Origin of the sequence: Rubrobacter calidifluminis, from assembly GCF_028617075.1 — a bacterium.
Lineage (GTDB): Bacteria > Actinomycetota > Rubrobacteria > Rubrobacterales > Rubrobacteraceae > Rubrobacter_E > Rubrobacter_E calidifluminis.
In genome coordinates this window covers 74,903-99,411 of the sequence record NZ_JAQKGV010000014.1, presented here as the reverse complement: position 1 = coordinate 99,411, position 24,509 = coordinate 74,903, and the positions used below count along the sequence as shown (strand labels likewise).

Sequence of the window (24,509 nt, the reverse complement as noted above, 5' to 3'; positions counted from 1 at the left end):
AGGGAGCGTTGAGGGGAGGACACATCCCCGGAGCGGCGAACGTACCGTGGGCGAGGGCCGTGCGGGACGATGGCACCTTCAAGAGTGCTGAGGAGCTCAGGGAGATCTACGAGGGAGAGGCTCACCTCAGCTCAGGAGACGACGTGATAGCGTACTGCAGGATAGGGGAGCGCTCTTCTCACACTTGGTTCGTGCTCAAGTATCTGCTCGGCTACGAGCGGGTGAGGAACTACGACGGGTCCTGGACTGAGTGGGGCAATGCCGTCAGAGCGCCCATAGAGCGTTAGCCCCGCGCGAGCGCGTTGGACCGCAACGGCCGCATAAAAGCTCTCGTCGACCACAGGGAGAACCCCCGTTACAAGGGGGTTCTCCCCGACGCCGACGTCGCGGTGCCCGGTGGCAGCCCGGAGTGCGGGGGATCGGTCGTCATCTACCTCAAGGGAGGGGGCGACGGCAGGATAGAGGCGCTCTCGTTCACCGGCGAGGGAGATACGATCAGCATGGGCGCGACCAGCATGGCGCTCGACCTCGTGATGCGCGAACGCCTCACCATGGACCAGGTGCTCGCGCTCGACTACGACGAGTTCATAGACCGCATCGGTCGGGACGTGGTGGGGAGCAGAACCCGCAACGCCACGCTAGGCCTGAGCGCCCTCAAGGCCGCCATAAGGAAGTATCGGGAGGAAGAGGTCAGGCGAAGCGGCCGGGTGAGCTGAGGCTTGGGATGGCCCGGCCAGCCCCCTCAGGAGGCCGGGGTTTTGCCACCTCCGATCACCCTGAGACCCCCGTGTTTCTCGATGGGGCCGCCATCCGTATCAGAGAGCGCACCCGCGAAGCGCTCTCCGGTGGCGGAGGCGTAATCTCCGCCGTTCTGATCCAGAACCCTGAGCAGCGTCCTCACCACCAGAGGATCGAAGGCCCGACCGGAGAGCGCGATGATCTCCCGGCGTGCCTCGGAGGGATCGAGCGCCGGAGAATTTCTGCGCTCCAGAACCAGCGAGGCGTAGTGCGAGGCCACCGCGAGTATCCTGGCTTCGAGCGGTAACCATTCTCCACGCAGCCCATCCGGGTAGCCTGTTCCATCCACCCGCTCGTGGTGCCACCTCACCCATTTCGCTGCTTCATCCATCCCCGGTATTCCAGAGAGGATCCTCTCCGACTCCTCCGGGTGCGATTCGAGCTTCTCTCTGCCGAGCTCGTTCAGCCTCTCCGGCGGCGCGACACTGACCTCCTCGGGCACCGAGACCATCCCCACGTCCTGCAAAAGCGCCGCCACCCGGAGCCTGGAAACGGTCCTGTCATCCATCCGGAACTCTTCCGCGAGGTCCGTTGCGTACACCGCCGCGGCCGCCGCGTGCCTCGCGGTGTACCCGTCCCTGCGTCCCAGGCTCTCGAGAAGCCGCCGCGCGAAGTCCAGGTGTGATTCGGAGAGGCTGCGTTCCAGCTCGTCGGTCCTCTCCCTGAGCTGACCGTTCTCCTTCTCCAGCTTCGCGAGCCTCCGCTGACGCTTTACGGTGAAGTTCATCAGCCCCAGCGAGAGCGTCGCGCCGCCAAAGAGCGTTACCGCCGCCACGGGCCCGAGCCTGATCGCCGCGTAGGAGGTGGCGAGAGTCGTAAGTATCGAAATCAGATTAGAAGGAATGGGAGGAATAACGACTTCTCTGAGCAACTCGGTCACAGGAACTTTGTACTTAATGAAGAGTAAAATAGGTCCTATTAACATATCTATTACATATAAGGTCGAGCCTGCAGCCAAGACACCGCATATAAATGAGACATCAAAAACTTTCGTGTAGAGCAGTGGCTCTGAGAACAACCTGAATACAAAACCTGCAGCAACGATTTGTATGATCAGGTTCGATGCTTCAAAAAGAGCCCGTAGTTTTTCTTTGCGCAACATCACAGGCAGGGCCACCAAGAGAGCCCATTGCGGTCCTGCCAGAACCAACGCGACCAAGGTTGCATCTATGAGATCGAAGTTGGTTTTGCCGAGATCGACGCTGATGGAGAAGCGCAGGGATAGAGCGCTTATGACCCCCAAGATGAGACTGGCTTCCAAACTCAGCCAGTTGAAGGATAGATCGTAAGAGCTCAACTGGAGCGCTAAACCAACTCCGGTGACTATGGCGAGAGTACAAATGTACACAACGGTCGCCTGAGCACGCGAAGCGTTAATAGACAACGTAACTTCCCCCAGCACCCTGTAATGCTTTTTTCATGTTCTGCACATAATAGAGCAGAGCAACATCAGAGTCTAGGGAGCTCTCATATTATTTTGTTCTTATCCGTGCCGGGATATTTTTACCAGCACGCTTTGTGGAACTGCATTGCTGTCTCCTACTCACTTTAGGTGCGTTCAACCAGCTCTTTGAATGAGACTACCAGCAAGCTCTATGGAACAGCATCCGCAACTCCTTTCTTAAGACGGTTGGGTACCTTTAATGAAGGTGAAACTACCAGCAAGCCCTATGCAGCTGAACGCTCTGCATGTTGATTCACCCCCTTCTATCCACGTTTGTACTTTTACGAACATTATTCTACCGGTTTGACCAGATGGAAGGCTAACAGGCATACAAAGCGTCATACAGGGCTGATCGGCCCATTTGTGGTCGCTCTTTGGGATAAACTGCGGCGCATGAGCGAGGAGAAGAAAAGCCCGCTTTGGAGCGGGAGGTTCGGGAAGAGTCCGGCTGAGGCTTTCCAGAGGATCAACGCGTCCATTCCTTTCGACGTGCGGCTCGCGCCGTACGACATCCGGGGCTCCATAGCCCACGCCCGGATGCTGGGCGAGAGGGGGATACTGGACCGGGAGGAGGCGGAGGTTCTGGTGCGGGGTCTAAAGGAGGTGATGGGCGAGTTCGAGAGGGGGGAATTTTCCTGGTCCATAGAGGATGAAGACGTGCACACCGCCGTAGAGCGCAGGCTGCGGGAGCTCGTGGGCGACGTCGCGCTCAAGCTGCACACCGGGCGCAGCCGCAACGACCAGGTGGCCCTCGATCTGCATCTCTTCTGCCGAGATGCGGCGGAAGAGGTGATCCGTGGCCTGCTGGAAGCGATGGCGGCCCTCGTCGAGGTGGCCGAGAGGGAGAAAGACACCGTGCTCCCCGGCTACACCCACCTGCAGCGGGCCCAGCCCATTCTGCTCCCGCACCACCTGCTCGCGCACTTCTGGGCGTTTTCCCGGGATCTCCGGCGCCTGGAGGCCGCCCGGGAGGCGGCGGGCCGTTCGCCCCTCGGGGCCGCCGCGCTCGGGGGCACCCCGCACCGGATCGATCCCGGGATGACCGCCCGGGAGCTCGGGATGGAGCCGCTCTTGAACTCCCTCGACGCCGTCTCCGAGCGGGATTTCGCCCTCGATCTGCTGTACGCCTGCGCGGTGCTCGGGGTGCACCTCTCCCGCCTCGGCGAGGAGTGGGTGCTCTGGACCAGCCAGGAGTTCGCCTTCGCCACGCTCGACGACGCCTACTCCTCGGGCTCCTCCATCATGCCGCAGAAGAAGAACCCCGACGCCTACGAGCTCATGCGCGGGAAGGCCGGGCGTCTGATCGGGGATTTGAACGCCCTGCTCGTCGTGCTGAAGGGGCTCCCACTCGGCTACTCAAAGGATCTACAGGAGGACAAGGAGCCCATCTTCGACGCTGTGGACAGCGTGCTCGCGATGCTGCGGGTGCTGCCGGAGATGCTGCGGACCGCGCGCTTCGACGCCGGGCGGATGCAGGAGGCCGCCGGCGGGTTCGCGCTCGCGACCGAGCTCGCGGACTTTCTCGCAGCTCGCGGGGTTCCCTTCAGGGAGGCGCACCGGGTGGTCGGCGGGATCGTGCGCCGCTGCGAGGAGCGGGGCCTCTCGCTGCAGGAGCTGACCCCTGAGGAGCTGGCTTCCTTCCACGCAGTGCTTGGGGAATTCCCCGGACACCTCCTCACCCCGCGTGGCAGCGTCGAGAACAAGTCCTCGCGAGGATCCACCTCCCCGACCGCGGTCGAGGAGCAGCTGGGACGCGCCAGGGAGCTGCTGCAGCAGAAGACCGCGCGCTAGCGCGGCTCGTAAACGTCGAAGACGACCGGGGTGAGCTCCCCTTCGCTCACCCCGGTGCGGTACTGGATGTAGCGGGCACGCTGGAGGTAGGCCAGCGCCGTCTTTATGCGGCCTTCGAGCTCCGGGATCTCGTCCTCGAGGTCCTCCAGGCGCGAGGAGTCCAGGATCACGTCGTCCTCGTCGTTTTCCTGCCACATCTCCCAGAGCCTGCGCCAGAGGGCCTCCGTCTCCGGCGTGAGTGGTTCGCGTTCCTCCATCAGGTGTGCCTCCTCAGCTCGAAGACGACGTGCGCGATCTCGGGTACGAGCAGCTTCTCGGTGGCGAGCCTCACCGCGTTGCGCGAGCCGGGCAGACAGGCTAGGAATTTGGCTCCAACGGCACCGGCGACGGCGCGGCTCAGGATCGCCGCCGCCCCGACCTCCTCGTAGGAGAGCATCCGGAAGATCTCTCCGAACCCGTCGAGCTTCTTCTCGATCATGCGGCTCGCGACCTCGTAGGTGGTGTCGCGGGCCGAGATGCCGGTCCCGCCCGTGGTGATCACGGCGTCCACGTCCGCGCGGGCGAGCAGGCTGGTGAGCGTCGAGCGTATCTGGTGCGCCTCGTCTTTGACTATCTGACGGTGTACGATCTCGTGGCCCGCCTGACGCATCAGCTCCTCTATGGTGTCTCCGCCGGTGTCGGTCTCCTTCGTGCGGGTGTCGCTTATCGTGAGTACGGCGGCCCTCACCTTCTGCGGGGCCGCCTCCCGGTGGCGGCTTACGCTCTCGCTCATCTGAGCAGCCCCCCTCCCTGCAGGAAAGGATTGCCGATCTTCTCGTCCCCTATGGTGGTCGACGGGCCGTGCCCCGGGTAGACCCGCGTCTCGTCCGGGAGGGTCAGCAGGCGCTCCTGGATCGAACGCATCAAGAGCTGCCCGTCGCCGCCGGGGAGGTCGATCCGCCCCACGCTGCCCGCGAAGAGCGCGTCCCCCGAGAGGACGAGGCCCTCCTGCTTGCAGTAGAAGGAGAGGTGCCCCGGGGCATGTCCCGGTGTGTAGAGCGCCTCGAAGGAGAGGTTCCCGACGGAGACCTTCTCTCCGTCGGCTATGTGTTCGTCCACCTGCGGTGCCTTGCCGAACCTGAGCCCCATCATCACCGCCTGGGCGGGGAGCTGCTGGAGCATCGGCTCGGCCTCCTCGTGCATCAGGACCGGGCAGCCGTACTCGTCTACCATCGCGGCCACCGCACCCACATGGTCTATGTGGGCGTGGGTTATCACGATCTTGGAGATCTCGAGGTTCGTCTTCTCGACGGTGAGCGCTATCCGGGCCGCCTCGTCTCCCGGGTCGAAGATCGCCCCCTCGCCGGAAGCTTCGTCTCCCAGTATGTAGCAGTTCTCCTGGAAGGGACCTACGGTGATCTTCTCCAGGATCATCGTGTCTTCCCCGGCGCCCGCCGGACGATCGCGGTGCGGACCAAACGTCCTCCTATCATCTCTCTACCTTCATCGGGCCGCGTAGATTATATGGTAAAGAGACATCCTCTTCGCGGGGCGTACCGCCGGCCTGTGCGCACGAAAAGGCGGGGAGGAGCACGCGCCTCCCCGCCCGATGTCCGGGGAGTATCTAGAGTACCGGGAGGAACTTCTGCAACTCGTAGGGGGTTACCTGGATCCTGTAGTCCTCCCACTCCTCCCGCTTCAGGTTCAGGAGGCGGTTGAAGACGTGGTCGCCGAGCGTCTTGTAGAGCAGCTCCGAGTTCTCCGCCTCACGGATCGCCTCGCCGAGATCCGCCGGCAGGCTCTTGATGCCGAGCTTCTGCCGCTCCTCGGGGGTGAGGTGGTAGAGGTTCCGCTCCATCGGCTCGGGCAGCTCGTAACCCTTCTCTATCCCCTCGAGCCCGGCGTGCAGGAGCGCCGCCAGGCAGAGATAGATGTTGGAGGCGGGGTCCGGGCAGCGGATCTCGACCCTGGTAGCCTTCTCCTTGCCCGGGTGGTAGAGCGGGACCCGCACCAGCGCCGAGCGATTGCGACGGCTCCAGGCAATGTATACCGGGGCTTCGTAGCCCGGAACGAGCCGCTTGTACGAGTTGACGTACTGAGCGAAGATTATGCTTATCTCCCTGGCGTGCCGGAGCTGGCCGGCGATGAAGGACTTCGCCTCCTTCGAGAGGAAGTACTCGTCGCTGGAATCGAAGAAGGCGTTGCGGTCCCCGCTGAAGAGGCTCTGATGCGTGTGCATCCCCGATCCGTTCGAGTCACGCAGGGGTTTGGGCATGAAGGTGGCGTAGACTCCCTGATTGGTGGCTATCTCCTTCACCACCGTCTTGTAAGTCATGACAGTGTCGGCCATCTTGAGAGCGTCGTCGAAGCGCAGGTCTATCTCGTGCTGGCTGATGCCCACCTCGTGGTGCGAGTACTCCACGTCGATGTCCAGGCTCTGCAGCGCGAAGATTGTCTCGCGCCTGAGCGCGGTCGCCGCGTCGAGCGTGGTCAGGTCGAAGTAGCTGCCGTAATCCAGCGGCTCGGGATTGTCCGGACTCTTGAAGTAGAAATACTCCAGCTCGGGACCGACGTAGAAATGGTCGAAGCCCATCTCCTTCGCCCGCTCGAGCGCCCGCCGGAGGACGTGGCGGGGATCTCCGACGTAGGGGTCGCCGTCCGGGGTCTGTATGTCGCAGATCATGCGGGCTGTGGGCGCGTCCTGTGGACTCCAGGGAATGATCTTGAACGTCGAGATGTCGGGCATCGCGATCATGTCCGACTCCTCAATGTCTTGGTAGCCGGTGATCGACGAGCCGTCGAAGCCCATCCCCCCGTCGAGGGCGTCCTCGAGCTCGTCGCGGGTTATCGCGAAGCTCTTGAGCGTTCCCAGAATGTCCGTGAACCATAGCCGGATGAACTGTACGTTTCGCTCTTCTGCTATCCTCAGAACGTCTTCGCGTGTCTGGGCGGTCATGGTGCCTCCGATCAGATGCTCTCGTTCGTTTGACTGACAAATCTTATGCGGCGCCGGTTGGCGGAGGATATAGCCGTGCGTACAATCCGGAAGATGGGGTGATGCCGGATTTTTGTCCCGTTGTCCAAAACGGGATTTCGTTCCGAACTCGCTTGCCTCGTGAGTGGGGTGCGCTACCCGGGGAGGTTAGAATCCGTAGGGCGATGAGAGAGCAGCAGAGATCACTGAGGCGCAAGGGGGAGAGATGAGCGAGGGGTCAGGCAGGGATTCCGAGAAGCGTCGGAGGCTCGGTCCGCTCGGGGAGGAGCCCGACGACGCGGGGAAGACCCGTCGCAGCGTGCCACCGCAGGATCCCGGGGCCACCCGGCGGATGGAACCGGAGGAGTGGGAGAGGCCCTACCGCAGGCCCGTGACCTCCTCCGGGAGCGAGAGCGAGACCCGAATGATGCGGCCGACGGTGGGGGATACCGCTGAGATCCCGCGTCCCTCGCCAGCCAGGGGATCGTACCGCCTTGGTCTGGAGGAGCGGGAAGAGCGCCTGAAGGAACTCTACGGCGGGGTCGACTGGCTGGCCAGTTTCCTGGGGTTCGTCTTCTGCGCCGTGTCCGGTTCGGTCCTCTCCTACATCGCGGGATTCGTGCTGCGCCCGCTCGGATTTCCGGCGAACCTCTCCTGGCCGCTGAACAACACCGCTGTAGCCGGTGTCGTAGTCGTGGCCGTCCTGATCTTCCTGGCCTTCTTCTCCGGGGGATACGTGGCGGGACGACTCGCCCGCTTCGACGGTGGGATAAACGGTGCGGTGATCCTGCTGTGGAGTGTGGTGTTGGGCTTCATCGCCGCGGCCGGGGGAGCTTTCATCCCGTCGGGCGAGGGGGATGCGCTGCGGGGACTTCTGGAGGGGCGTTTGCTCCCCGGGCTCAACGAGCTGCTGGGGGCGGGTGGCCCGGGGATCGGTGCCATCGTCGGCGCCGTCGTGGTAGCCTTGCTCGGCGGGTTCCTGGGCGGACGGCTCGGGAGCCGCTACCACGCCGAGATAGATCGTACGAGCTGAAGCGAGAGAGGATAGGGAGATATGGGCAAGCTGCGCATCGCGATAAGGATACTGAGGAGCCCGCTCGGGCGCCAGGTCGTCTACTCGCTGGCGAAAAACCGGCGGGTGCGCCGCACCGCCACGCACCTCGCGCTCAGGGTCATAAATCGCCGTCTTCGCCGCCGGTAGCGTAGCTCTCGGTGGCCTCGCGGGTGCGACGGGCGATGTCCCTGACCACCTCTTCGCTCGAGCCGCTCTCACGCCACACCTCGAGCTGGCGCTCGGCCTCGGTCGGTTCGTCGAGCAGCCTCCGCGCCCCCGAGAGGTCGCGTCTCGTGTCTCGCTCCAGGTCGGAGACGAGGTGGTAGAGGACCTTCTTCGTCTCCACGGGGAGGTGGGTGTCGTGGTCGATGAAGCTGCCGTAGGGACCGTAGCGCTGGGCGCTCCACTTGTTCTCCTCGATCTCCCGCACCGGGCGGATGGGCCTGATCTCGCCCGAGTCATACTCGGCACACAGGCGGTCGCAGAGCGCCGCGGCGAGCGCGACGAGGGCCTCCGAGCGGCGGGGGTCGGTCTGGGTGTCGGGGGCGCGGAACTCTATCGTGCCGAGCCTGGGGTGGGGCCGCACGTCCCACCAGATCTCCTGTAGCCCGTTTATCGTGCCGGAGCGCTTGAGGAAGTCCACGTAGGAGACGTATTCCTCCCACGAGGAGAGCGGCTCCGGCAACCCGGCCCGGTGCATCGAGCGCGAGAAGATAAGGATTCGGCTGGAGAGCATGTCCGTGTTCTCACCCTGCCAGAAGGGGGAGTTCACCGAGAGAGCGAGGAAGTGGGGGACGTACTCCCTGAGGCGGTTGAAGAGGTAGACGATCTTGCCGCGTCCTGAGACGGCGTAGTGGATGTGCAGCGCGAAGGTGTTGTTGCGCCGGATCAGCCACCCCAGAAGCCGGTTCAGCCGCTGGTAGTGAGGTTTGTCTATGATCTCCTGCTCCCGCCAGTCGCCGAGAGGGTGCGTCCCGCTCGCTCCGAGCATCCTCCCGAGCCTCTCGGTGTGGTCGAAGAGCTCCTTTCGGCGGGCGACGATATCCCGGGCCACCCCGTGAGCCTCGCGGTGCACGCCCGTGTTGCTCTCGATCTCGCAGTCGATGAGCTCGCCCGTGAAGTGGCCTTCTGGGGAGGAGGCGAGTATGTTCTGAGCCCCTCCCGCGAGCTTCGTCGTCTGCGGATCGGCCAGCCAGAGCTCCTCCTCCGCCCCGACCGTTCCTTCGGGTGCCCCGGTCTCGAAGGCGTCCTCCGGGATGAGGGGCGCCTCTTCTCTGTTTTGGTCTCTCATCGTGGACCGTATATTAAGCTATCCGGAGGCTCGAGGGGACCGGGGTTAGAATTAATGGCGTGTGGCTCTCTCGAGGGGAGGTGGCGTTGGCGCAACGGGAGGACGTAAGCCGGGTTCCGGAGGGAGCCGTCGCCGCCGGGGCGATGGTCGCCCTCACCCTCGTCTACAGCGCGCCCATGCCCGGTGTGGGTTCCCGATACACGGACGCCGGGGTGGCGCACGAGAGCAGAATGCTCTCCGCACCCGCGGTGGGCCAGGCGGTGGCCGGAGCCGGGGCACGGGGCGTGGGACAGACCGTACTGGAGGCCGTCCTCGCCTCGCGGCGGGTGGCGGGGTACGCGGACCCGAGGGCCGGAGGGTTTCTCGCTCCGCTGGCCCGGGCGGCGCTGCGGGCGGAGCCGCTGCGCTCGGTGCTGCGCGGCCTCGGGCGGGAGGACCTGCTGGCCTTCGCGCGGGCTCTCTCGGTCTCCGGGTCCGGAGGAGCGCTCGCGGGGGCCGTCCAGATCTCGCTCGAGGCCGGCGAGGAGACCACCCTGCGGGAGGTCGTGCGGTTCGCCGCCGACCGTGATCCCCTCGCCCGGGAGTACGCCCGGAACTTCGAAGTCAGCGGTCAGCTCGCCCGGAACATCCTCCTCTCCGCCCTCTCCCGCGCCGATTCGGCGCGGGCGGCGCTGGTGCACACCTACCTGGAGGTGCTCTCGGAGGTCCCGGACCTCGACGTCGCCGCCCGGGCGAACCGGCGGGAGGCGGAGGAGGTCTCGCGCATGGCCCGCGGGGTCCAGAAGAGCGGGGGAGTCTACTCGCGCAGGGGCCTGCAGGCGGTGAACAACCTCGACGGCGCGCTGCGCGCGGACTCGCGCCTCGCCCCGACGGCCACCGAGTCCCTCGTCGCTGCGGCCGCGTTCATGGTGAGCCTGGAGCACGGTCCGGAGGCGCTGAGCTACCGGCTGCAACCCGCGGGGCAGCGCTAGGCTTCTATTTCTCTGCGAGGGCGCACACGCCGCCGGGGTTCACCGTATCCTAGAATCTTCGCACGGAGCAGGACGAAGAGACCTAAGGGAAGGACCTGTACTGAAGATGAAGACGCTGGTCATAGTCGGGCATGGGTCGCACCTGAACGGCGACTCGAGCCGCCCGGTGTACGAGCACGCCGAGCGCATCAGGCGAAAGGGGGCCTTCGACGAGGTGGTGGAGTGCTTCTGGAAGGAGGAGCCCTCCATGCGCCACGTCTTCGACCTCGTCGAGGGTGACGAGGTCTACGTCGTGCCCGCGTTCATCTCCGAGGGGTACTTCACCCAGCAGGTCATCCCGCGGGAGCTCGGGCTCGACGGGACCGTTACCGAAAGATGCGGCAAGACGATCTACTACGCCGGCCCTCTCGGGACCTTCGAGAGGATGGCCGACGTGATCCTCGAACGGGTGGACGACCTCATGCGCGGCAGAGAGCTGCGCAAGGGACGCACGGCGCTCGTCCTCCTCGGGCACGGCACCGACCTCAACCAGAAGTCTTCGAGCGTCATCTACCTGAACGCCGGGCGCATCCGCGAACGTGGCGCCTACGACCGGGTGGAGGTGGCGTTCCTGGACCAGGAGCCCGAGGTGGGCCGGGTGGTCTCCACCGTGGAGGCGGAGAACGTGATCCTGATCCCGGTCTTCGTCGCCGAGGGCTGGCACACCCGGGAGACGATCCCCGCCGACCTTGAGCTGACCGGGGAGGTGACCCACCGGCCGGATCGGACCATCTTCTACGGCGAGCCGGTCGGCACCCACCCTTCGATGGCGGATCTCATAGTCGCCCGCGCCCGCGAGATGGAGAGCGAGGGAACGATTGCCGGCGTATCCTGAGGAGAACGTGGCGGTCTCCTCCCGCCGGGCCTTCGCCGGGTGGGTGAGGGAGGAGCCGCAGGGAAGGATCTTCGGGCAGGTCGTCGTGCGGGCCCTGCCGCGGGGAGGGTTCGAGGTGCGCCACGTGGACGACCGGGAGAGCGAGGATCTGGAGGCCTTCTCGGACCCGGGGGATGCACGGGAGATAGCCCGGCTCACCGCCTCCGGGGAGCACCGGCCGCTCAAGAGCGCACCGAACCTGCGCCGCGGATGGGTGCTCCGGCTGCACGACGAACGCGAGCTCTGGCAGGCGATGAACTATCTCTACCCGGCCGGCGTGGCGCACTGGTACCTCCTGCGCGAGGGTAGGCTGAAGACGACCAGCTTCCGCCGGAGCGCCGCCCGCCAGAGCGGGATCTACGAGCGGGTGCGGCACCTCTCGGACGAAGCGGTGCAGAACGCCGCCCGCGCCTGCTGTGAGGATGAGGTCTGCCTCAAGCGCACCCTGTGGGATGTGGACGACGGGATGCCGCTCGAGATGGACCGCGGCCGGGGCGAGATACCCTGTCCGGAGCCGTGCAGCGTCTTCATCTCTTTCGCCCGCCGCATCCGCTACTTCGAGCGGGAGGAAGAGACCACCGAAGGGACGCTCACGGCGAGCGAGCGGGAAGACCTGGCGGCCCTCCTTGAGGCCGGGGCCGGCGGGGAGTTCGAGCTCGCGCGCGAGGCCGAATTCGAGAAGCCTCTGAACAGACGCCGGCTGCGTTACCGGGCGCTCACGCTTCTCCCGAAGCTGCGTGGCGGGGACGCAGAAGAGTAGTTTCCGGCGCCTTCCCTGCGGGTATCTCTCCCGGAGAGGATGAAGCAGCGAGAGCGGAGGTGGAAAGTTGGTGAGGAAGAGAACCCGCGGTAGGCTCGGGCTCGCCCGGGGTATCGGACGGGCGCAGGTTCACGTCGTGCGCCTCGCACCGGCCCCCTGGCGTCCGATGGTGGCCCGCCGCGTCGCAAGGGCCGACGTCCGGGCGATCAGAACCCTGGGCACCCTGAAGAGGAGGAACCCTGCCGGCAGGGGAGGCTACTACCGGCGCCTCGGGCTGGTCGCACTCGCGGGTTTCGTGGCTGGGGTTGCCATCCTGCGTTCTAGAAGGAGCGAGCCGGAGCCCGAGTTTTCTTTCGGGAGTGGCCGGCACCCCGCCCCGGAGTCCTCAGGCGCCGAACGCTGGGGGACCGGCGTCCCGGTCGGGGAACAGCCCTCGCAGACGGGTGCCGGGCGGGCTTACTCCGATCCCCGGGAGGGCCCGCTCGTCGGGGAGGAAAGCCGACCGCGGGCAGAGACGGCGACGGGCCGGGACGAGAGCGTCGAGCAGCGCATCCGCACCCGGCTAGGAGAGGACCCTCGCACCGTGGCCATGGCCCGGGTCAACGTGGAGTTCAACGAGGGCGTGGCCGAGCTACGCGGTGAGGCCTCCTCGGAGGAGACCAGAGAGGCGGCGGGCGAGATTACGGCCGCGACAGAGGGCGTGCGCGAGGTGCGCAACCTCATCACCGTGAACCCGGAGGCTCCGACCCGGCAGAAGGGTGGAGAGGAGTCCGGCCGGTCTTCATGAGGCCTGCCGGCGGAGGCGGAGAAGGTGAGGCGGGGACCGAAACTCCGCCTCAGCCTCCCCGGATCATCTTGAGCAGCCGGTCGCGCTCCCGCTCCATCACCGCACCGTCTTTGGCCTCGACGTTGAGCCTGAGGAGGGGCTCGGTGTTCGAGGGGCGCAGGTTGAACCACCAGTCTCCGAAGTCCACGGTCAGGCCGTCGAGGTGGTCTATCCTGGCGTTCTCCTGCCCGGCGTAATGCTCCTCGACCCTCTGCAGCACTGCCTGCTGATCTTCGACTTCGGAGTTGATCTCCCCGGAGCGGACGTAGGGGTCTATGGGGGAGAGCAGCTCAGAGATCGGCTTTCCCTGCCGGGCGACGAGCTCGGCGACGGTGAGCATCGCGATTATTCCTGAATCCGCAAAGTAGTTGTCTCGGAAGTAGAAGTGTCCGGAGTGCTCACCGCCGAAGGCCGCGTTGTACTTTCTCATCTGCGGTTTGATGATCGAATGTCCGGCACGGGTGCGGATCGCCCTGCCACCCTCCCGCTCCACCAGCTCGGGCAGTGCCTTCGAGCAGACCGCGCTGTAGATGATCGTCGCACCGGGCTCCTTCTCCAGGACGTTCTTGGCGACTAGGGCGGCGAGGAGGTCTCCGGAGATGGTCTTCCCCTTCTCGTCCACGATGAAGCAGCGGTCCGCGTCGCCGTCGAACGCGGCCCCGAAGTCTGCGCCCTCGGCGAGGACGCGCTCCTGCAGCTCGCGCATGTTTTCGGGCTCTATGGGGTTCGGCGGGTGGTTGGGGAACGAGCCGTCGAGCTCGAAGTACATCGGCACCACCTCGAACGGGAGGCGCTCGAAGATGGGGGGGAGCATCTTGCCGGCCATCCCGTTGCCGGCGTCCACGACGATCTTGAGTGGCCTCAGACCCTCGGTGTCGATGAAGCTCAGGCAGTGCCTGGCGTACTCTTCGGTGATGTCGCCGTGCTCGACGGATCCCCTAACCTCGGAAGGACCGGGAACCTTGCCGGAGAGGATCAGGTCCCTTATCTGGTAGAGCCCTTCTTCTCCGGAGAGTGCGATGGCGTTCTCGCGGCACAGCTTGAAGCCGTTGTACTGTTTGGGGTTGTGCGAGGCGGTGACCATCGCCCCGCCGGGCTCCTCATGGTGCCCGACGGCGAAATAGAGCGCGTCGGTGGAGACCATGCCGAGCTCCAGCACGTCCGCTCCCGCCTCGGTCACCCCCTCTATGAAGGCTCCCTCCAGCGCCTCCCCGGAGAGTCTCATGTCCCGTGCCACTATCACCCGGGCTCCGGAGAGCCCCAGGTGGTTGACGAACGCCCGTCCTACCTCGCGGGCGACGTTTTCGTCCAGCGTCTCCGGATAGATGCCCCGGATGTCATACGCCTTGAAGATCGATTCGTCCATCTTCCCTTCGTACCTCCGGCTGACGGCCGCGCTCTGCTTGCCTGCGGGATGTACGATACCCGCTTGGGGTGCTTCCTGCACGGGGGCGATGGCCGACGGGCGCGTGAAATAAAATGAGGGTTTATGGATCTCCTCAAGGTTCTTTATTTTGTGTCTTATTGTGCGCGTGCGTCTCGCTGAGCGCGCCGCGGTTCTCTACGCGGCGCTCCTCGGTGTGGGGCTCCTGTGGCGCATCTACCGGGGCTACGAGGTTTTCCCGGTCGGGGCGGTGGGCCTGGCGATACCCCTCGGGATGCTCGCCGCCGGCGTGACCGTGGGGTTCGCGCTGCTCTCCTACAGGTACGTCCGAGGGGTGCGCGAGCTGGCCGACGAGCTGGCACCGGCCCTGGTCGACGGCGTGAGGATGCGCGAGATCGTGGCGATTTCTCTGTTCTCCGGCGTCGGGGAGGAGGCCTTCTTCAGGGGAGGGTTGCAGCCCGAGGTCGGGTTGCTGTGCTCTTCGGTCATCTTCGGCCTGTTGCATCTCGGGCCCGACCGCCGGTTCGTCTTGTGGGCCCTGTGGGCGGCTCTCGCCGGCCTGGTCTTCGGCTGGCTGTACATTTCCACTGGCGGCCTGCTGGCCTGCATGCTCGCCCACGCTCTGCACAACGGGGTGATGCTCTCTCTCTGGAGGCACCAGAGGAGCAAGGGATCTTGAGCAGGATCCCACAGACCGCTTCCGGGGGCAAGGCGCGGCGGGGGCGGTGGTGGCCGGCTTTCGTGCTCGGGGCGCTGCTCGTCTTGGCCGCATGGTTTTTCGCCGGGCGTCTGTTCGGGTTGCAGCTGCCGGCGAAGACCAAGGAGGTATCGGGGGGATTCGCTTCGGTGAGCGTGAGCACGCAGGATCGGGCCTACCCGCCGCCCGACACCCAGGTCTTCCGGGGACGGCCCCGCAGGATCTATGTCTATGTGGTAGTCAGGGATCTGCGCACCTCTGGCGGCGAGGGAGTCGCGGTCAGCGTCACGCGCGAGACGAGCGGCTCGCTCTTCACGCGGCTCCTTCCCGGTGGGGGGCGGGGTCTGAAGGTCTATGCCAGGCCCGACAGGCAGCTCTACGCGCAGCGGCACGGGGTGTCGGGGGTCCTGCGGTTCGTAGTCTCCGATGGGGCCGGGGATGGGCTGCCTGAGGGCCTCTACGAGGTGCGCGTGCGGTCGGCTGGCGGCGCTGCGTGCGAGAGCTTCCTCATACGCTGAGGCGCAACCGTGCCACGCGCCGGGGCGTATACGGGGGTGGCGCTTGATCGTCCGGCCGCCGCTGGTAAGCTTAGGTGGGTCTTCGGGCTGTCCTATTGAGCGTCTTCCAGGAGGCGAGAGGCAGGGGCTTTGCGGGAATGGGGTCGGAAAATGGAGGGGCGCGAGCAGTCCGCGCCGGTGCCCAAGGGCCGGATGCAGGTGCGGGTGGTCTCGCTGGCCTTTGTCGTCGCGCTCGTCTTCGTGGTGCTCGTCGGCCGGCTCTGGTACCTGCAGGTCCTCACCGGCAAGCAGTATTACTCCCGTTCGCAGATAACCTCGACCCGAAAGGTCGAGATCCCCGCCGAACGCGGCGTCATCTACGACAGAAATGGCCACGTTCTCGCCAACAACAAACCCGCCCTCAACGTCACCGTCGTTCCGGCGAAGATCTCGCGCGGGCACCTCAAGAAGCTCGCCGAGGTGCTCGGGGCGAACACCAGGGACGTCCTCGCCAGGTATGATGCTGCCAAGAAGATCCACGACATCTACAGCCCGATTCCGGTCAAGCAGGACGTGGACAAGGATGCCGTCATCTACATCAGCGAGCACTCTCACGAGTTCCCGGGTGTCTCGGTCACCGACGACTTCATCCGCAACTATCCGGACGGCAGCCTCGCGGCGCACGTTATCGGCTACGTGGGCTCGATCCCTCCGAACGAGGTCGGAAAGGGGCCGTACAAGGGGCTGCCCAACGACGCGATCGTCGGGCTCTCCGGAGTCGAGGCCCAGTATGACAACTATCTGCGCGGCAAGTCCGGCTACGAGAAGTACAACGTCGACGCGCAGGGACGCATCGTGGGGAAAGGGGACAAGATAGACGCGATGGGAAGGGTTGTCCCGAGCGGCTCTTCCTCCTCTTCCCCCGCCCCGGTCGCGGTCAAGGAGCCCAAACCCGGCGACAACCTCAAGCTGACCATCGACACCGGTTTGCAGCAGGTTGCCGAGAGGGAGCTGGAAGGAGCCATACAGAGGGCCCAGGAAGCCGGGTATGCCGGGACGGGAGGGGCGGTCATCGCGATGAACCCCGAAAACGGTCAGATCCTCGCGCTCGCGAGCCGTCCGGACTTCAACCCCGAGCTCTTCGCCGGCGGGATCACGGGCAGGAAGGAGCTCGCCGAGTACAGGTATCTGATGTCCCCGCAGGCCAATTCCCCCTTCACCGACCGGGCGATAGCCGGGACCTACCCGGCCGCCTCGACCTTCAAGGCCTTCACCGGGCTGGCCGGGCTCTTCTACCACGCGATAACCCCTGAGACCACCTATACCGACACGGGGGCCTGCTGGCGCCCCACGGGCTGGACCAACGGCTGCTGGCAGAGCTGGCGGGAGTTCGACGGGACCGGCACCACCCACGGGACGCAGGACCTCGCGCAGGCACTCGGCGACTCCAACGACAAGTACTTCTACATGGTGGCCGACCGCATCTGGAACCAGACCAACAACGTCAACCTGCTGCCGCACTTCTACCACAGGTTCGGTTTCGGGGAGAGGACCGGCGTCGATCTGCCCGGTGAGTCAGCCGGGCTCGTTCCCACGAGCCAGTGGAAGAAGGAGTATCAGAAGCAGGTGGGGGTGAAGAACCCCGAGGCCTGGACCGAGGCAGACTGGATCAACCTCGCGATAGGACAGGGGGGCCTGCAGGTGACCCCGCTGCAGCTGATCAGGGCCTACGCGGCGATCGAGAACGGGGGCACCCTCGTGAGACCCCACGTGGGGCTTGAGATAACCAACCAGGACGGCAGGGTCGTCAAGAGGATAGATCCCAAGCCGGCCGGGAAGGTGGGGGTGAGCCAGCAGGATCTCGCGGCAATAAAGCAGGGACTGGCGATGGTGACCGCGTCGAACGGGACGGCCGGGCCGCAATTTTCCAACTCCCCACTGAAGGTGCTTGGCAAGACCGGGACGGGGCAGACCAGCGGTGATCCGGTCGGCTGGTTCGTCGGCTGGGCCGCCGGAGAGCACAACAGGCCGCCGCTGATCGTGCTTGTGATGGTCGAACACGGCGGGAACGGGGAGGGGACATCGGACGTGGCGGTGCGCAACATACTGGAGTACTACTACGGAATATCGCAGAAGGGTTCCTCCACCGGCCAGCAGACCGTCCAGACCGGTATTCCCCAGCAGGATTGATGGATGGAGAGGGGTGATCCCGCGACGATGACGCCGGCCGCTTTGCTGTCCTTCCCCAGTCCGCCCTCTCCCGTGTTCCACATCGGACCGCTCACCCTGCACTACTACGGGTTGTTCATAGCCGTGGGGGTCGCGGTTGCAACTTGGCTCGGCGGCAAGGAGCTGGAGCGGCGCGGATACCCCAGGGAGACTGCGCTCGACGCGCTGCTCTACGTAATCATCCCCGGTCTGGTCGGGGCGAGGCTATACCACGTCGTAACCGACTACGAACTCTACCGGGGCCACCCGTTCCCCGGGGTCTTCGAGATCTGGGACGGAGGGCTCGGAATATACGGGGCGGTCGCCGGAGGGCTTGTGGGCCTGGCTTTCTTCTGCTGGCGGCGCAAGATAGACCTGCTGCGGTTCATGGACGCAGGGGCTCCCGGGCTCGCCTTCGCCCAGTCCATAGGCCGCTGGGGCAACTACTTCAACCAGGAACTCTTCGGGCATCCCTCGAACCTGCCCTGGGCGATCAGGATAGACCCGCAGTACCGTCCTCCGCAGTACGCGCATTACACCTCTTTCCAGCCGACCTTCTTCTACGAGTCGGTGTGGGACTTCTTCGTGGGGTTCGCTCTGCTGTGGGTTGCTCGTCGCTCCGGGTGGAACCTCAAGCGGGGGGACATTTTCTTCCTGTGGGTGGTCCTCTACTCGTTCGGGCGCTTCTTCACGACGATGATGCGGGTCGACACGGAGTTCCCGATAATCGGTGGAATAAGCGGAAACCTGCTGGTGAGCGCGGCGCTGGTGATCGGGTTCTCGCTGGTCGTGTTCCTGCGCCACAGCGCGGGCGGGGGTAAGGAGAGCGACCGGTCGGGTTAGCGGTAGCTCGCAGGGGTGTTCTGTTCATACATGGCGTTTATCCTGCTGAACCAGGCCTTCACCTGGGCTCGTCTCTCATCCAGCCAGGCCCGGCCCACGCGTGCCGCGATGTCGTGGCGCTCGTAGGGGTCGGTGGAGAGGTCGTAGACCTCCTCGGGCTTGTTGCCGAAGAAGTAGATGTACTTCATGCCGTCCTTTATGCTGGCGAGGCACGTGTAGTCGTCCCAGCAGCTGAAGTAGAGGGTGCGGTGCGGTTCCGGGGGGGCGAGCATCGAGCGCCCCTGGTAACGCCCGCCTTCTATCCTGTAGCCGAGCAGCTGGACGACCGTCGGGAGGATGTCCAGCTCGTCCGTCGGCGTGGTGACAACCCTACCCTTCGGGTGGCCACCGGGGTCGAGGATCATGAGCGGTATCCTTAGGCCTTCCTGGTAGATCGTATCGTCATGTTGGTAGAGGCCATGCTCGCCGAAGCCTTCGCCGTGGTCCCCATAGATGACGAATATGGTGTTCCTGTAGATGCCGAGGCGCCTGTACAGGTCGATGACGTTGTGTACGAAGTGGTCCGAGTAGTTTACGTCGTTGAGGTAACGGTTGAGCTTGGCGTTGGCGGTGTAGTGCTTGAAGCCGTAGCGGTGGATGGGGAGATAGTTGTCGTGGCCGGTCACCCCGAGGTAGTACATCATAAAGGGTCTGCCGCGGTGCTCTTCTATCCAGCGCTCGCTCGGTTTGAGCATGATGTCGTCCTCACGCCCGAAGTAGTTGACCTTCTCGAAATTCTGTTTGTCCGGCAGCTTCTCCAGGGGGAAGAACTGCTCGTAGCCGAAGTTTCTGTCCAGGGGGCCGCGATCCTCGAACGTTCCGGTCGCCGACTGGAAAGCTACCGTATCGTACCCCTGCCCGGCGAGCAGACGTGGCAGGCACATCGCTGGGATGCCGCCCGGAGAGGCCTCGGTGATCTTGCTGGTTAGGTGCGGGTAGATGCCGCAGTTTACAGCGGTTATCGCCTTGGACGTGTGAGGAACGATCGTATAGGCGTTTTTGGCGAAGATCGCCTTTTTGGAGAGTTTCTCCAGGTACGGGGTCGTGGGTATGCGCGGGTTGTAGGGCGTTACCGAGCGTGCCCGCGTGGATTCCAGATGTATGAACACCACGTTCTTCTGGCGAGTGTGTGGGGTGGGGACGAGCCGGGCGTGCAACGGGGGCTGGGGAACGGAGACATTCGAGACCGGTATAGAACGCTCCATCTCCTCGTAGTCCACCTTTGAGACGATGAGGTTGACTACGGCGTCCCGGGCGAAGGACTCACCGGCCCGCGTTCGCCCGCTGGCTACGAGCGAGAAACCCACCAGCCCGAGCGCTATCATGAGCACCCCGCAGGGTACCGCCAGCGGAACCCGCGGGCTGCCCGGGAACCGGAACAACCCCCGGTGCGCTACGAGCCTGGTCAGGGCGTAGGGGCCGAAGAGAACGTAGAGGATGGCGGCAATGAGTCCTGCCCACATCACGGGTGTCGCGACGCTGCCGATCAAACCGCTTACCTGATCCAGGCGAGGTAGCGCGTAGGCGACCACGCCGTAGTCGAGTGTGGTGCCAGTCTTCTGGTAGTAGACGTAGGCCGTCGTGGTTATCACCGCGATCAAGACGGCCGAGACATGGAAGAGGACCATGATGACGCGCCGTGGAAGACCGCGACGGAAGATGGCGAACAGCGCGATCCACAGGCCCGCGTACCCCAGGTTGAAGAGGATGTCGGAGCGGGCGAGCTCTATGGCGTCGGAGAGACCGTCGACGTCCGGGTGCCCGAAGACGAGTACCCCCTTCAGTACCAGGTCGTAGAGGAAGAGCGGGATCAGCAGCCCGAGGAGGTACAGCCAGTCCCGGCCGCCGAGCAGGAGTGGTTGCCCTCTTCTGCTCACCTCGCCGATACCCCGTCTGGTATTTTTCCTCCGGATCCAAACAAAACACGATGATGATATCTGATTTACACGCTTTTAACATACGGGGCGGGTTATACTCTTGACGAAGGTCGAATCCATGAGAGCTCTCGCCTACATCCTGATAGCGGCCATCAGACTCTACCAGCGGTTCGTGTCCCCGGCCTTCCCGCCGTCGTGCCGCTTCTACCCGAGCTGCTCGGAGTACGCCGTGCAGGCGATCCGCAGGTACGGCCCCTTCAAGGGTACGCTCATGGCGGGCTGGCGCCTCCTGCGCTGCAACCCGTTCTGCAAGGGCGGCTACGACCCGGTCAAGTAGAAAAGAGCCAGAGGCCGAGCAGCAACAGCTCGATTCCCAAGACCGTGGCTACAGGTGCTATGGCCCTGCCCGGCTTGCTCGAGTAGAGGGACGGGGCCATCAGCCAGCCGTAGAGGGCCCCGCCCGCCAGACCTCCGATGTGCGCCGTGTTGCTTATGTGGGGGATCGAGAAGCCGATCCACAGGTTGAGCGCGGTGAGGACGATGAGCTGGCGGACTATGGGGTTCTCCCAGGAGAAGGCTCCGCGCCGCAGTGCATAGCCCAGGATGCCGCCGACCAGACCGAAGATGGCTCCGGACGCCCCGACCACGGCCGTATCGAAGCCACCGAAGTAGAGGTAGGCTATCCCGCTCGCGAGGCCGCTCAGGAAGTACATCGCCAGGTAACGTGCCCGCCCGAAGGAGGGCTCGGCGAACGACCCCAAGAAATACAACGAGACCATGTTCAGGGCGATGTGCGTCATCCCGGCGTGCAGGAACATGCTCGTCAGCATCCTGTAGAGCTGTCCCCGGGCGACCAGGGCCGGACGCAGCTCACCGAGCTGGAGGATCTGCGGGGGCTGGGTGGCGAGCACGGAGGCCAGGGGATAGCCGTAGCGGGCGGCTCCCAGGTAGGCGACGATCAGGTAGGAGATAACGCTGGCCCCTATGAGGGCCGTGGTTGCGGGAAGGCGCCGGATGCCACCCTCCTCTAGAAGCCCGGGAAACGGCTGCTGCGCCCCCCGCTGCGCCCGACCTCGCGCACCGCGTCACCGACCTGCACCTTGGAGAGATCCTTGAGGGGTCCTCCGAGCATCGACTCGAGGTCGTCTTCGTCGCCCGCGCTGGCACCGAAGCCCTGTACCTGGACGTTCTCGCCGAACATCTGGCTGAAGATGCGCTGCAGGTTCTCCTGCACCTCGCCCAGATCTCCGAATGGGGTCATCGGCCCCTGCAGACGGGCGACGGCGAGCCGCTCTTTCACCTCCGTAACTTCGGCCTTCGCCTTGACGTCTTCCACGGTGCCGAGCGTCTCACCGGTGTCCGGGTCCCATACCTCTTCGCCTCCGGGTGAGAAGATCTCGAAGAGCATCCCCGGCTTGACCCCGTCCTTGCTGCCGCGGTTTATGACGATCTCGTTGTTGGTGAGTATTTTGGCGACCTTGCCTTCGAGTGCCATCTCAGGATTGCTCCTTGGGGTATCCAGCAGTTCCCTGATGGGATTATATCTGCCGGAGCGTGATGTTCAGGCCGGTACAATCTCGTTCGTGGACTCTGCAGAGAGAAGGAAGAACAGGGTGGGCCGTCACCTTCCGACGTCGGGCGGTCTGATGAGGACACTCGAGCGGGCGAAAAAGATGGAGCTCGAGGCGTTGCAGATCTTCGTCTCCAATCCCCAGTCCTGGGCGGCACCCGTGGAGAGGTCCGAGGCGGACGATTTCGTGCGTGGTCTGCGGCGACTCGGGATCAGTCCGGCGGTGGCGCACGCGAAGTACCTGATCAACCTGTCCTCCCGTGACGAGGCGTTGCGGGAGCGCAGCATACGGGCGCTCGCGTTCGAGATGTCAGCCGCCGGCGGGCTGGGGCTCGATCTGGTGGTGGTCCACTGCGGGAGCCATGGTGGGGAGGGGAATGAACGGGCTCTGGAGCGGCTCGTGGAGGGCCTCGAGAGGGCGCGGGAGGAGTCCCTGCGGCTCACGCCCTCTCCGGCCGGCATCGCGATAGAGAACTCTGTCGGAGCGGGCACCCAGATCTGCTCGTCTCTGCCCGAGCTTGCGCTCGCCGCGCGGAGAGCACACGTCGGGGTGTGCCTTGACACCGCGCACGCCTTCGCCGCCGGATACGACCTCTCGAATGCCGCGGCGGCTGATCGCCTGGCTGGCGAGGTTCGCGGGTTGTTCGATGATTCGCTCGCGCTCCTGCATCTCAACGATGCGGCCAACGAGCGCGGCAGCCATAGGGACGGGCACCGGCGCATAGGGGAGGGGCGGGTGCCGCTGGAGGCGTGGCGCGGCCTGCTCGCGGGCCTGCCCGGCGTCCCGGTCGTGATGGAGACGCCATATGCGACGCCCGAGGTCGATGCCGGGCAGGTCCGGCTCGTGAAGCGGCTCGCCGGGGAGTTGCCAAAGGAGCCCGGCTAAAGTTAGAATTGGCCCATGAAGGTGGAGATGCAACCCCGGCGGGAGAGAACCGACCTCCTCGCGGCCATAGGCGAGACCCTGAGGGCCGAGCGCAACGCCCGCGGTCTCACCCTGCGCCAGGTCGCCGAGCGCTCCCACATCTCCGTCTCGTACCTGGCGGAGATAGAGCGCGGGGAGAAGGACCCCTCCTCGCGCGTGCTCGAGAGCGTGGCCCACGGCCTCGGAATCGAGGTTAGCGAGCTGCTCGTCCGCATAGCGGTCGCCCTGGAGCCTGCCCCGCTGCTGCCCGTTACGGAGTCCCTCGCGGCCGCCTGAGCCTGCGGTTTCCGCCTGGGGGCTGCATGTCGCCGTGCGTCGCTGGTCCTCCATCTCCCAGAGATCTCCCAGGATGTCCTGCTCTTCGAGGCGTCTCCTCTCCCCCTCCGACTGGGGCAGTATCGCCAGCCTTCCCCGGTGCGGCTCAAGGTAATGCCTCCTGGCCCGCAGCAGGCGTTCTATCTCGTCCAGGTTCCCACGGAGCGCGCTCTCCCCGAACCATCGCCAGCGGCGGACGATCTCGAGTCGCCAGCCCGGCTCATTCGCGATGAAACGTTCGATCTCGGCCTGGGTCTCCGGGGTCTCGAACCTGAGGCATGCCACGTCTACGAGCCGGCGAGGAAATAGGGTATGAGCACGCTCAGCACGTTGTAGGCGGCGTGGGCGGTGAAGCTCACCGTGGTGTTCGCCTGGCGCCGCAGCAGCCCGAGCCCCGCCGAGATCAGGAACAGATAGACGAGGATTATGGAGGGGCCGTACTCCAGGTGCATCGAGGCGAAGAGTACTGAGGTGAGCGGGATCCCCAAAACGGGCTGCACCGCGCCGCGGAAGAGCGTTTCCTCACCCAGCGCGGCACCTATCCCGAGCAGCAGGGCGAAGAGGACGGCGTGCAGAGGCCCTAGCCCACCTGCCCCGAACAGGTTGGTCGAGAGGTGCCCGACCCTGCGGCTGAGCCCGGGCTGGAGCGCGGTGAAGAGGTGGTCGGCAACGGGCGCCAGCAGGAGGGCCAAGACCACGAACAGGGCGGCCGCAGCCAGCCCCCTGAGGGTCGGCCTGCCGTACCCCAAACGCGCGAGCGTCTGGCGCACGTCGCGCCGGACCCCCAGCCCGACACCGCATACGGCGACGACCACGAACGGGAGCTCGGTGCCCAGAACGGCGGCGGGAGAGAGCCGCCCCTCCTCACCCAGAGAATGTGTCCCGAGGCGCGTGACCTGCTCGAAGCCCAGGATGCCCACCAGGTTGTTGGTGAACAGCACCATGACGAAGAGCCACAGCGCGAAGAAGACCGGCGGCTCGGAGAGCCTGCCCCCGCGGCTCGTGCCGAGTATCTTCAGCAGCGGGGGTACGCACAGGCAGAGTCCTGCCACGCCTGCCACCAGCAGCCCGGCCGTCTCTATGTGGATCAGACGCCCCGGGACGATCTCCGGCGCTGTGCCCGAGATGCTCATCGCCACGAGCAGGATGCCGACCAGGAGGGTGAGGAAGGAGAGGGCCAGGATGAGTATCCAGAGCGAGATCTCGGCGGCCCGGCTCTTGCGGGCCCACTGAGCCCACAGGGCGAGCCCACCGACCATGAGAGCTGCGACCAGGTTGGATACAGCTGTCACCGACAACCTCTCTTCCGGGTGGCATTCGGCGCACCGGGAAAAGGTTAGCACACGGAGACGG

The 24,509-nt window shown here is 65.1% G+C and carries 27 protein-coding genes; 16 read left to right on the top strand and 11 right to left on the bottom strand.

The annotated features are described in order from the left end of the window. On the top strand, positions 1-287 hold a 287-nt coding region (locus PJB24_RS12195; RefSeq protein WP_273846281.1), incomplete at its 5' end, for a sulfurtransferase. A 15-nt stretch (positions 288-302) separates the two neighbouring features. Beyond that, on the top strand, positions 303-716 hold the full coding sequence (locus PJB24_RS12190) for an iron-sulfur cluster assembly scaffold protein (protein WP_273846280.1): 414 nt from the start codon (positions 303-305) through the stop codon (positions 714-716). A gap of 26 nt (positions 717-742) precedes the next feature. Here PJB24_RS12190 and PJB24_RS12185 read toward each other — a convergent pair whose 3' ends face one another. Next, positions 743-1,573 carry an HD-GYP domain-containing protein gene (locus PJB24_RS12185; protein ID WP_273846279.1) on the bottom strand — a complete coding sequence of 277 codons (831 nt, stop codon included), beginning with the start codon at positions 1,571-1,573 and terminating at the stop codon, positions 743-745. 1,062 nt (positions 1,574-2,635) lie between these two features. Here PJB24_RS12185 and argH point away from each other — a divergent pair. After that, complete coding sequence (gene argH, locus PJB24_RS12180; RefSeq protein ID WP_273846278.1) at positions 2,636-4,033, top strand: argininosuccinate lyase; 1,398 nt, start codon at positions 2,636-2,638, stop codon at positions 4,031-4,033. Here argH and PJB24_RS12175 read toward each other — a convergent pair. From PJB24_RS12175 to PJB24_RS12160, 4 genes are all read right to left on the bottom strand, one after another. Then, on the bottom strand, positions 4,030-4,290 hold the full coding sequence (locus PJB24_RS12175; protein WP_273846277.1) for a hypothetical protein: 261 nt from the start codon (positions 4,288-4,290) through the stop codon (positions 4,030-4,032). The two genes, argH and PJB24_RS12175, sit on opposite strands and share 4 nt — an antisense overlap. After that, complete coding sequence (locus tag PJB24_RS12170) at positions 4,290-4,805, bottom strand: MogA/MoaB family molybdenum cofactor biosynthesis protein (RefSeq protein WP_273846276.1); 516 nt, start codon at positions 4,803-4,805, stop codon at positions 4,290-4,292. The genes PJB24_RS12175 and PJB24_RS12170 overlap by 1 nt, the downstream gene beginning before the upstream one ends. Beyond that, a complete protein-coding gene (locus PJB24_RS12165) occupies positions 4,802-5,446 on the bottom strand; it encodes an MBL fold metallo-hydrolase (RefSeq protein WP_273846275.1) in 645 nt (214 codons plus the stop codon). The genes PJB24_RS12170 and PJB24_RS12165 overlap by 4 nt, the downstream gene beginning before the upstream one ends. A 190-nt stretch (positions 5,447-5,636) precedes the next feature. Continuing rightward, entirely contained in the window at positions 5,637-6,968 is a 1,332-nt protein-coding gene (locus PJB24_RS12160; RefSeq protein WP_273846274.1) for a glutamine synthetase family protein, read from the bottom strand. A gap of 244 nt (positions 6,969-7,212) precedes the next feature. On the opposite strand from PJB24_RS12160, the gene PJB24_RS12155 reads away from it, so the two are divergent. Beyond that, a complete protein-coding gene (locus PJB24_RS12155; protein ID WP_273846273.1) occupies positions 7,213-8,019 on the top strand; it encodes a hypothetical protein in 807 nt (268 codons plus the stop codon). A gap of 21 nt (positions 8,020-8,040) precedes the next feature. Further along, on the top strand, positions 8,041-8,187 hold the full coding sequence (locus tag PJB24_RS12150; RefSeq protein ID WP_273846272.1) for a hypothetical protein: 147 nt from the start codon (positions 8,041-8,043) through the stop codon (positions 8,185-8,187). Here the strand turns inward: PJB24_RS12150 and PJB24_RS12145 are convergent. Continuing rightward, complete coding sequence (locus tag PJB24_RS12145) at positions 8,159-9,331, bottom strand: carboxylate-amine ligase (protein ID WP_273846271.1); 1,173 nt, start codon at positions 9,329-9,331, stop codon at positions 8,159-8,161. The two genes, PJB24_RS12150 and PJB24_RS12145, sit on opposite strands and share 29 nt — an antisense overlap. Before the next feature lie 86 nt (positions 9,332-9,417). On the opposite strand from PJB24_RS12145, the gene PJB24_RS12140 reads away from it, so the two are divergent. The 4 genes from PJB24_RS12140 to PJB24_RS12125 all read left to right on the top strand — a co-directional run bounded on the left by PJB24_RS12140 (position 9,418) and on the right by PJB24_RS12125 (position 12,762). Beyond that, positions 9,418-10,302, top strand: coding sequence for a triphosphoribosyl-dephospho-CoA synthase (locus PJB24_RS12140; protein ID WP_273846270.1), 885 nt, complete (start codon positions 9,418-9,420; stop codon positions 10,300-10,302). Positions 10,303-10,408: 106 nt separating this feature from the next. Then, positions 10,409-11,176, top strand: coding sequence for a CbiX/SirB N-terminal domain-containing protein (locus PJB24_RS12135; RefSeq protein WP_273846268.1), 768 nt, complete (start codon positions 10,409-10,411; stop codon positions 11,174-11,176). A 7-nt stretch (positions 11,177-11,183) separates the two neighbouring features. Beyond that, positions 11,184-11,975: a DR2241 family protein gene (locus PJB24_RS12130; RefSeq protein WP_273846267.1), complete on the top strand. Its 792-nt coding sequence runs from the start codon at positions 11,184-11,186 to the stop codon at positions 11,973-11,975. 70 nt (positions 11,976-12,045) lie between these two features. Next, positions 12,046-12,762 carry a BON domain-containing protein gene (locus PJB24_RS12125; protein WP_273846286.1) on the top strand — a complete coding sequence of 239 codons (717 nt, stop codon included), beginning with the start codon at positions 12,046-12,048 and terminating at the stop codon, positions 12,760-12,762. Between the two features lie 49 nt (positions 12,763-12,811). On the opposite strand, the gene PJB24_RS12120 is transcribed toward PJB24_RS12125, so the two are convergent. Then, positions 12,812-14,167 carry a phosphomannomutase/phosphoglucomutase gene (locus PJB24_RS12120; protein ID WP_273846266.1) on the bottom strand — a complete coding sequence of 452 codons (1,356 nt, stop codon included), beginning with the start codon at positions 14,165-14,167 and terminating at the stop codon, positions 12,812-12,814. Between the two features lie 166 nt (positions 14,168-14,333). On the opposite strand from PJB24_RS12120, the gene PJB24_RS12115 reads away from it, so the two are divergent. The 4 genes from PJB24_RS12115 (at position 14,334) to lgt (ending at position 18,430) form a co-directional block, all read left to right on the top strand. Beyond that, positions 14,334-14,864, top strand: a complete 531-nt coding sequence (locus tag PJB24_RS12115; RefSeq protein ID WP_273846265.1) for a CPBP family intramembrane glutamic endopeptidase — start codon at positions 14,334-14,336, stop codon at positions 14,862-14,864. Then, positions 14,861-15,400 carry a hypothetical protein gene (locus PJB24_RS12110; RefSeq protein WP_273846264.1) on the top strand — a complete coding sequence of 180 codons (540 nt, stop codon included), beginning with the start codon at positions 14,861-14,863 and terminating at the stop codon, positions 15,398-15,400. The genes PJB24_RS12115 and PJB24_RS12110 overlap by 4 nt, the downstream gene beginning before the upstream one ends. Before the next feature lie 150 nt (positions 15,401-15,550). After that, complete coding sequence (mrdA, locus tag PJB24_RS12105) at positions 15,551-17,569, top strand: penicillin-binding protein 2 (protein ID WP_273846263.1); 2,019 nt, start codon at positions 15,551-15,553, stop codon at positions 17,567-17,569. Between the two features lie 3 nt (positions 17,570-17,572). Next, positions 17,573-18,430, top strand: coding sequence for a prolipoprotein diacylglyceryl transferase (gene lgt / locus PJB24_RS12100; RefSeq protein ID WP_273846260.1), 858 nt, complete (start codon positions 17,573-17,575; stop codon positions 18,428-18,430). Here lgt and PJB24_RS12095 read toward each other — a convergent pair. Next, the gene (locus PJB24_RS12095; protein ID WP_273846258.1) at positions 18,427-20,346 is read right to left on the bottom strand and encodes an LTA synthase family protein; all 1,920 of its coding nucleotides are present in this window, start codon (positions 20,344-20,346) and stop codon (positions 18,427-18,429) included. The genes lgt and PJB24_RS12095 overlap by 4 nt on opposite strands. Before the next feature lie 118 nt (positions 20,347-20,464). Between PJB24_RS12095 and yidD the strand changes: the two genes are divergently transcribed. Continuing rightward, positions 20,465-20,683, top strand: coding sequence for a membrane protein insertion efficiency factor YidD (gene yidD, locus PJB24_RS12090; RefSeq protein ID WP_273846256.1), 219 nt, complete (start codon positions 20,465-20,467; stop codon positions 20,681-20,683). Here the strand turns inward: yidD and PJB24_RS12085 are convergent. Then, positions 20,676-21,257: a rhomboid family intramembrane serine protease gene (locus tag PJB24_RS12085; protein WP_273846253.1), complete on the bottom strand. Its 582-nt coding sequence runs from the start codon at positions 21,255-21,257 to the stop codon at positions 20,676-20,678. The genes yidD and PJB24_RS12085 overlap by 8 nt on opposite strands. A gap of 116 nt (positions 21,258-21,373) precedes the next feature. Next, positions 21,374-21,841 (bottom strand): hypothetical protein, encoded by a 468-nt coding sequence (locus PJB24_RS12080; RefSeq protein WP_273846251.1) that lies wholly within the window; start codon positions 21,839-21,841, stop codon positions 21,374-21,376. On the opposite strand from PJB24_RS12080, the gene PJB24_RS12075 reads away from it, so the two are divergent. Both PJB24_RS12075 and PJB24_RS12070 read left to right on the top strand, forming a co-directional pair. After that, positions 21,789-22,802, top strand: a complete 1,014-nt coding sequence (locus tag PJB24_RS12075; protein WP_337959020.1) for a deoxyribonuclease IV — start codon at positions 21,789-21,791, stop codon at positions 22,800-22,802. The genes PJB24_RS12080 and PJB24_RS12075 overlap by 53 nt on opposite strands. Positions 22,803-22,817: 15 nt before the next feature. After that, positions 22,818-23,117, top strand: coding sequence for a helix-turn-helix domain-containing protein (locus tag PJB24_RS12070; protein ID WP_273846246.1), 300 nt, complete (start codon positions 22,818-22,820; stop codon positions 23,115-23,117). 326 nt (positions 23,118-23,443) lie between these two features. On the opposite strand, the gene PJB24_RS12065 is transcribed toward PJB24_RS12070, so the two are convergent. Further along, on the bottom strand, positions 23,444-24,448 hold the full coding sequence (locus PJB24_RS12065; RefSeq protein ID WP_273846244.1) for a CPBP family intramembrane glutamic endopeptidase: 1,005 nt from the start codon (positions 24,446-24,448) through the stop codon (positions 23,444-23,446). Positions 24,449-24,509: the final 61 nt, after the last annotated feature.

Coding starts and splice junctions, on each gene's coding strand:
- argH (WP_273846278.1), top strand. CDS start 2,636: ATGAGCGAGGAGAAGAAAAGCCCGCTTTGGAGCGGGAGGTTCGGGAAG.
- PJB24_RS12175 (WP_273846277.1), bottom strand. CDS start 4,290: ATGGAGGAACGCGAACCACTCACGCCGGAGACGGAGGCCCTCTGGCGC.
- PJB24_RS12170 (WP_273846276.1), bottom strand. CDS start 4,805: ATGAGCGAGAGCGTAAGCCGCCACCGGGAGGCGGCCCCGCAGAAGGTG.
- PJB24_RS12165 (WP_273846275.1), bottom strand. CDS start 5,446: ATGATCCTGGAGAAGATCACCGTAGGTCCCTTCCAGGAGAACTGCTAC.
- PJB24_RS12160 (WP_273846274.1), bottom strand. CDS start 6,968: ATGACCGCCCAGACACGCGAAGACGTTCTGAGGATAGCAGAAGAGCGA.
- PJB24_RS12155 (WP_273846273.1), top strand. CDS start 7,213: ATGAGCGAGGGGTCAGGCAGGGATTCCGAGAAGCGTCGGAGGCTCGGT.
- PJB24_RS12150 (WP_273846272.1), top strand. CDS start 8,041: ATGGGCAAGCTGCGCATCGCGATAAGGATACTGAGGAGCCCGCTCGGG.
- PJB24_RS12145 (WP_273846271.1), bottom strand. CDS start 9,331: ATGAGAGACCAAAACAGAGAAGAGGCGCCCCTCATCCCGGAGGACGCC.
- PJB24_RS12135 (WP_273846268.1), top strand. CDS start 10,409: ATGAAGACGCTGGTCATAGTCGGGCATGGGTCGCACCTGAACGGCGAC.
- PJB24_RS12120 (WP_273846266.1), bottom strand. CDS start 14,167: ATGGACGAATCGATCTTCAAGGCGTATGACATCCGGGGCATCTATCCG.
- mrdA (WP_273846263.1), top strand. CDS start 15,551: ATGGAGGGGCGCGAGCAGTCCGCGCCGGTGCCCAAGGGCCGGATGCAG.
- lgt (WP_273846260.1), top strand. CDS start 17,573: ATGGAGAGGGGTGATCCCGCGACGATGACGCCGGCCGCTTTGCTGTCC.
- yidD (WP_273846256.1), top strand. CDS start 20,465: ATGAGAGCTCTCGCCTACATCCTGATAGCGGCCATCAGACTCTACCAG.
- PJB24_RS12075 (WP_337959020.1), top strand. CDS start 21,789: ATGACGATCTCGTTGTTGGTGAGTATTTTGGCGACCTTGCCTTCGAGT.
- PJB24_RS12080 (WP_273846251.1), bottom strand. CDS start 21,841: ATGGCACTCGAAGGCAAGGTCGCCAAAATACTCACCAACAACGAGATC.
- PJB24_RS12070 (WP_273846246.1), top strand. CDS start 22,818: ATGAAGGTGGAGATGCAACCCCGGCGGGAGAGAACCGACCTCCTCGCG.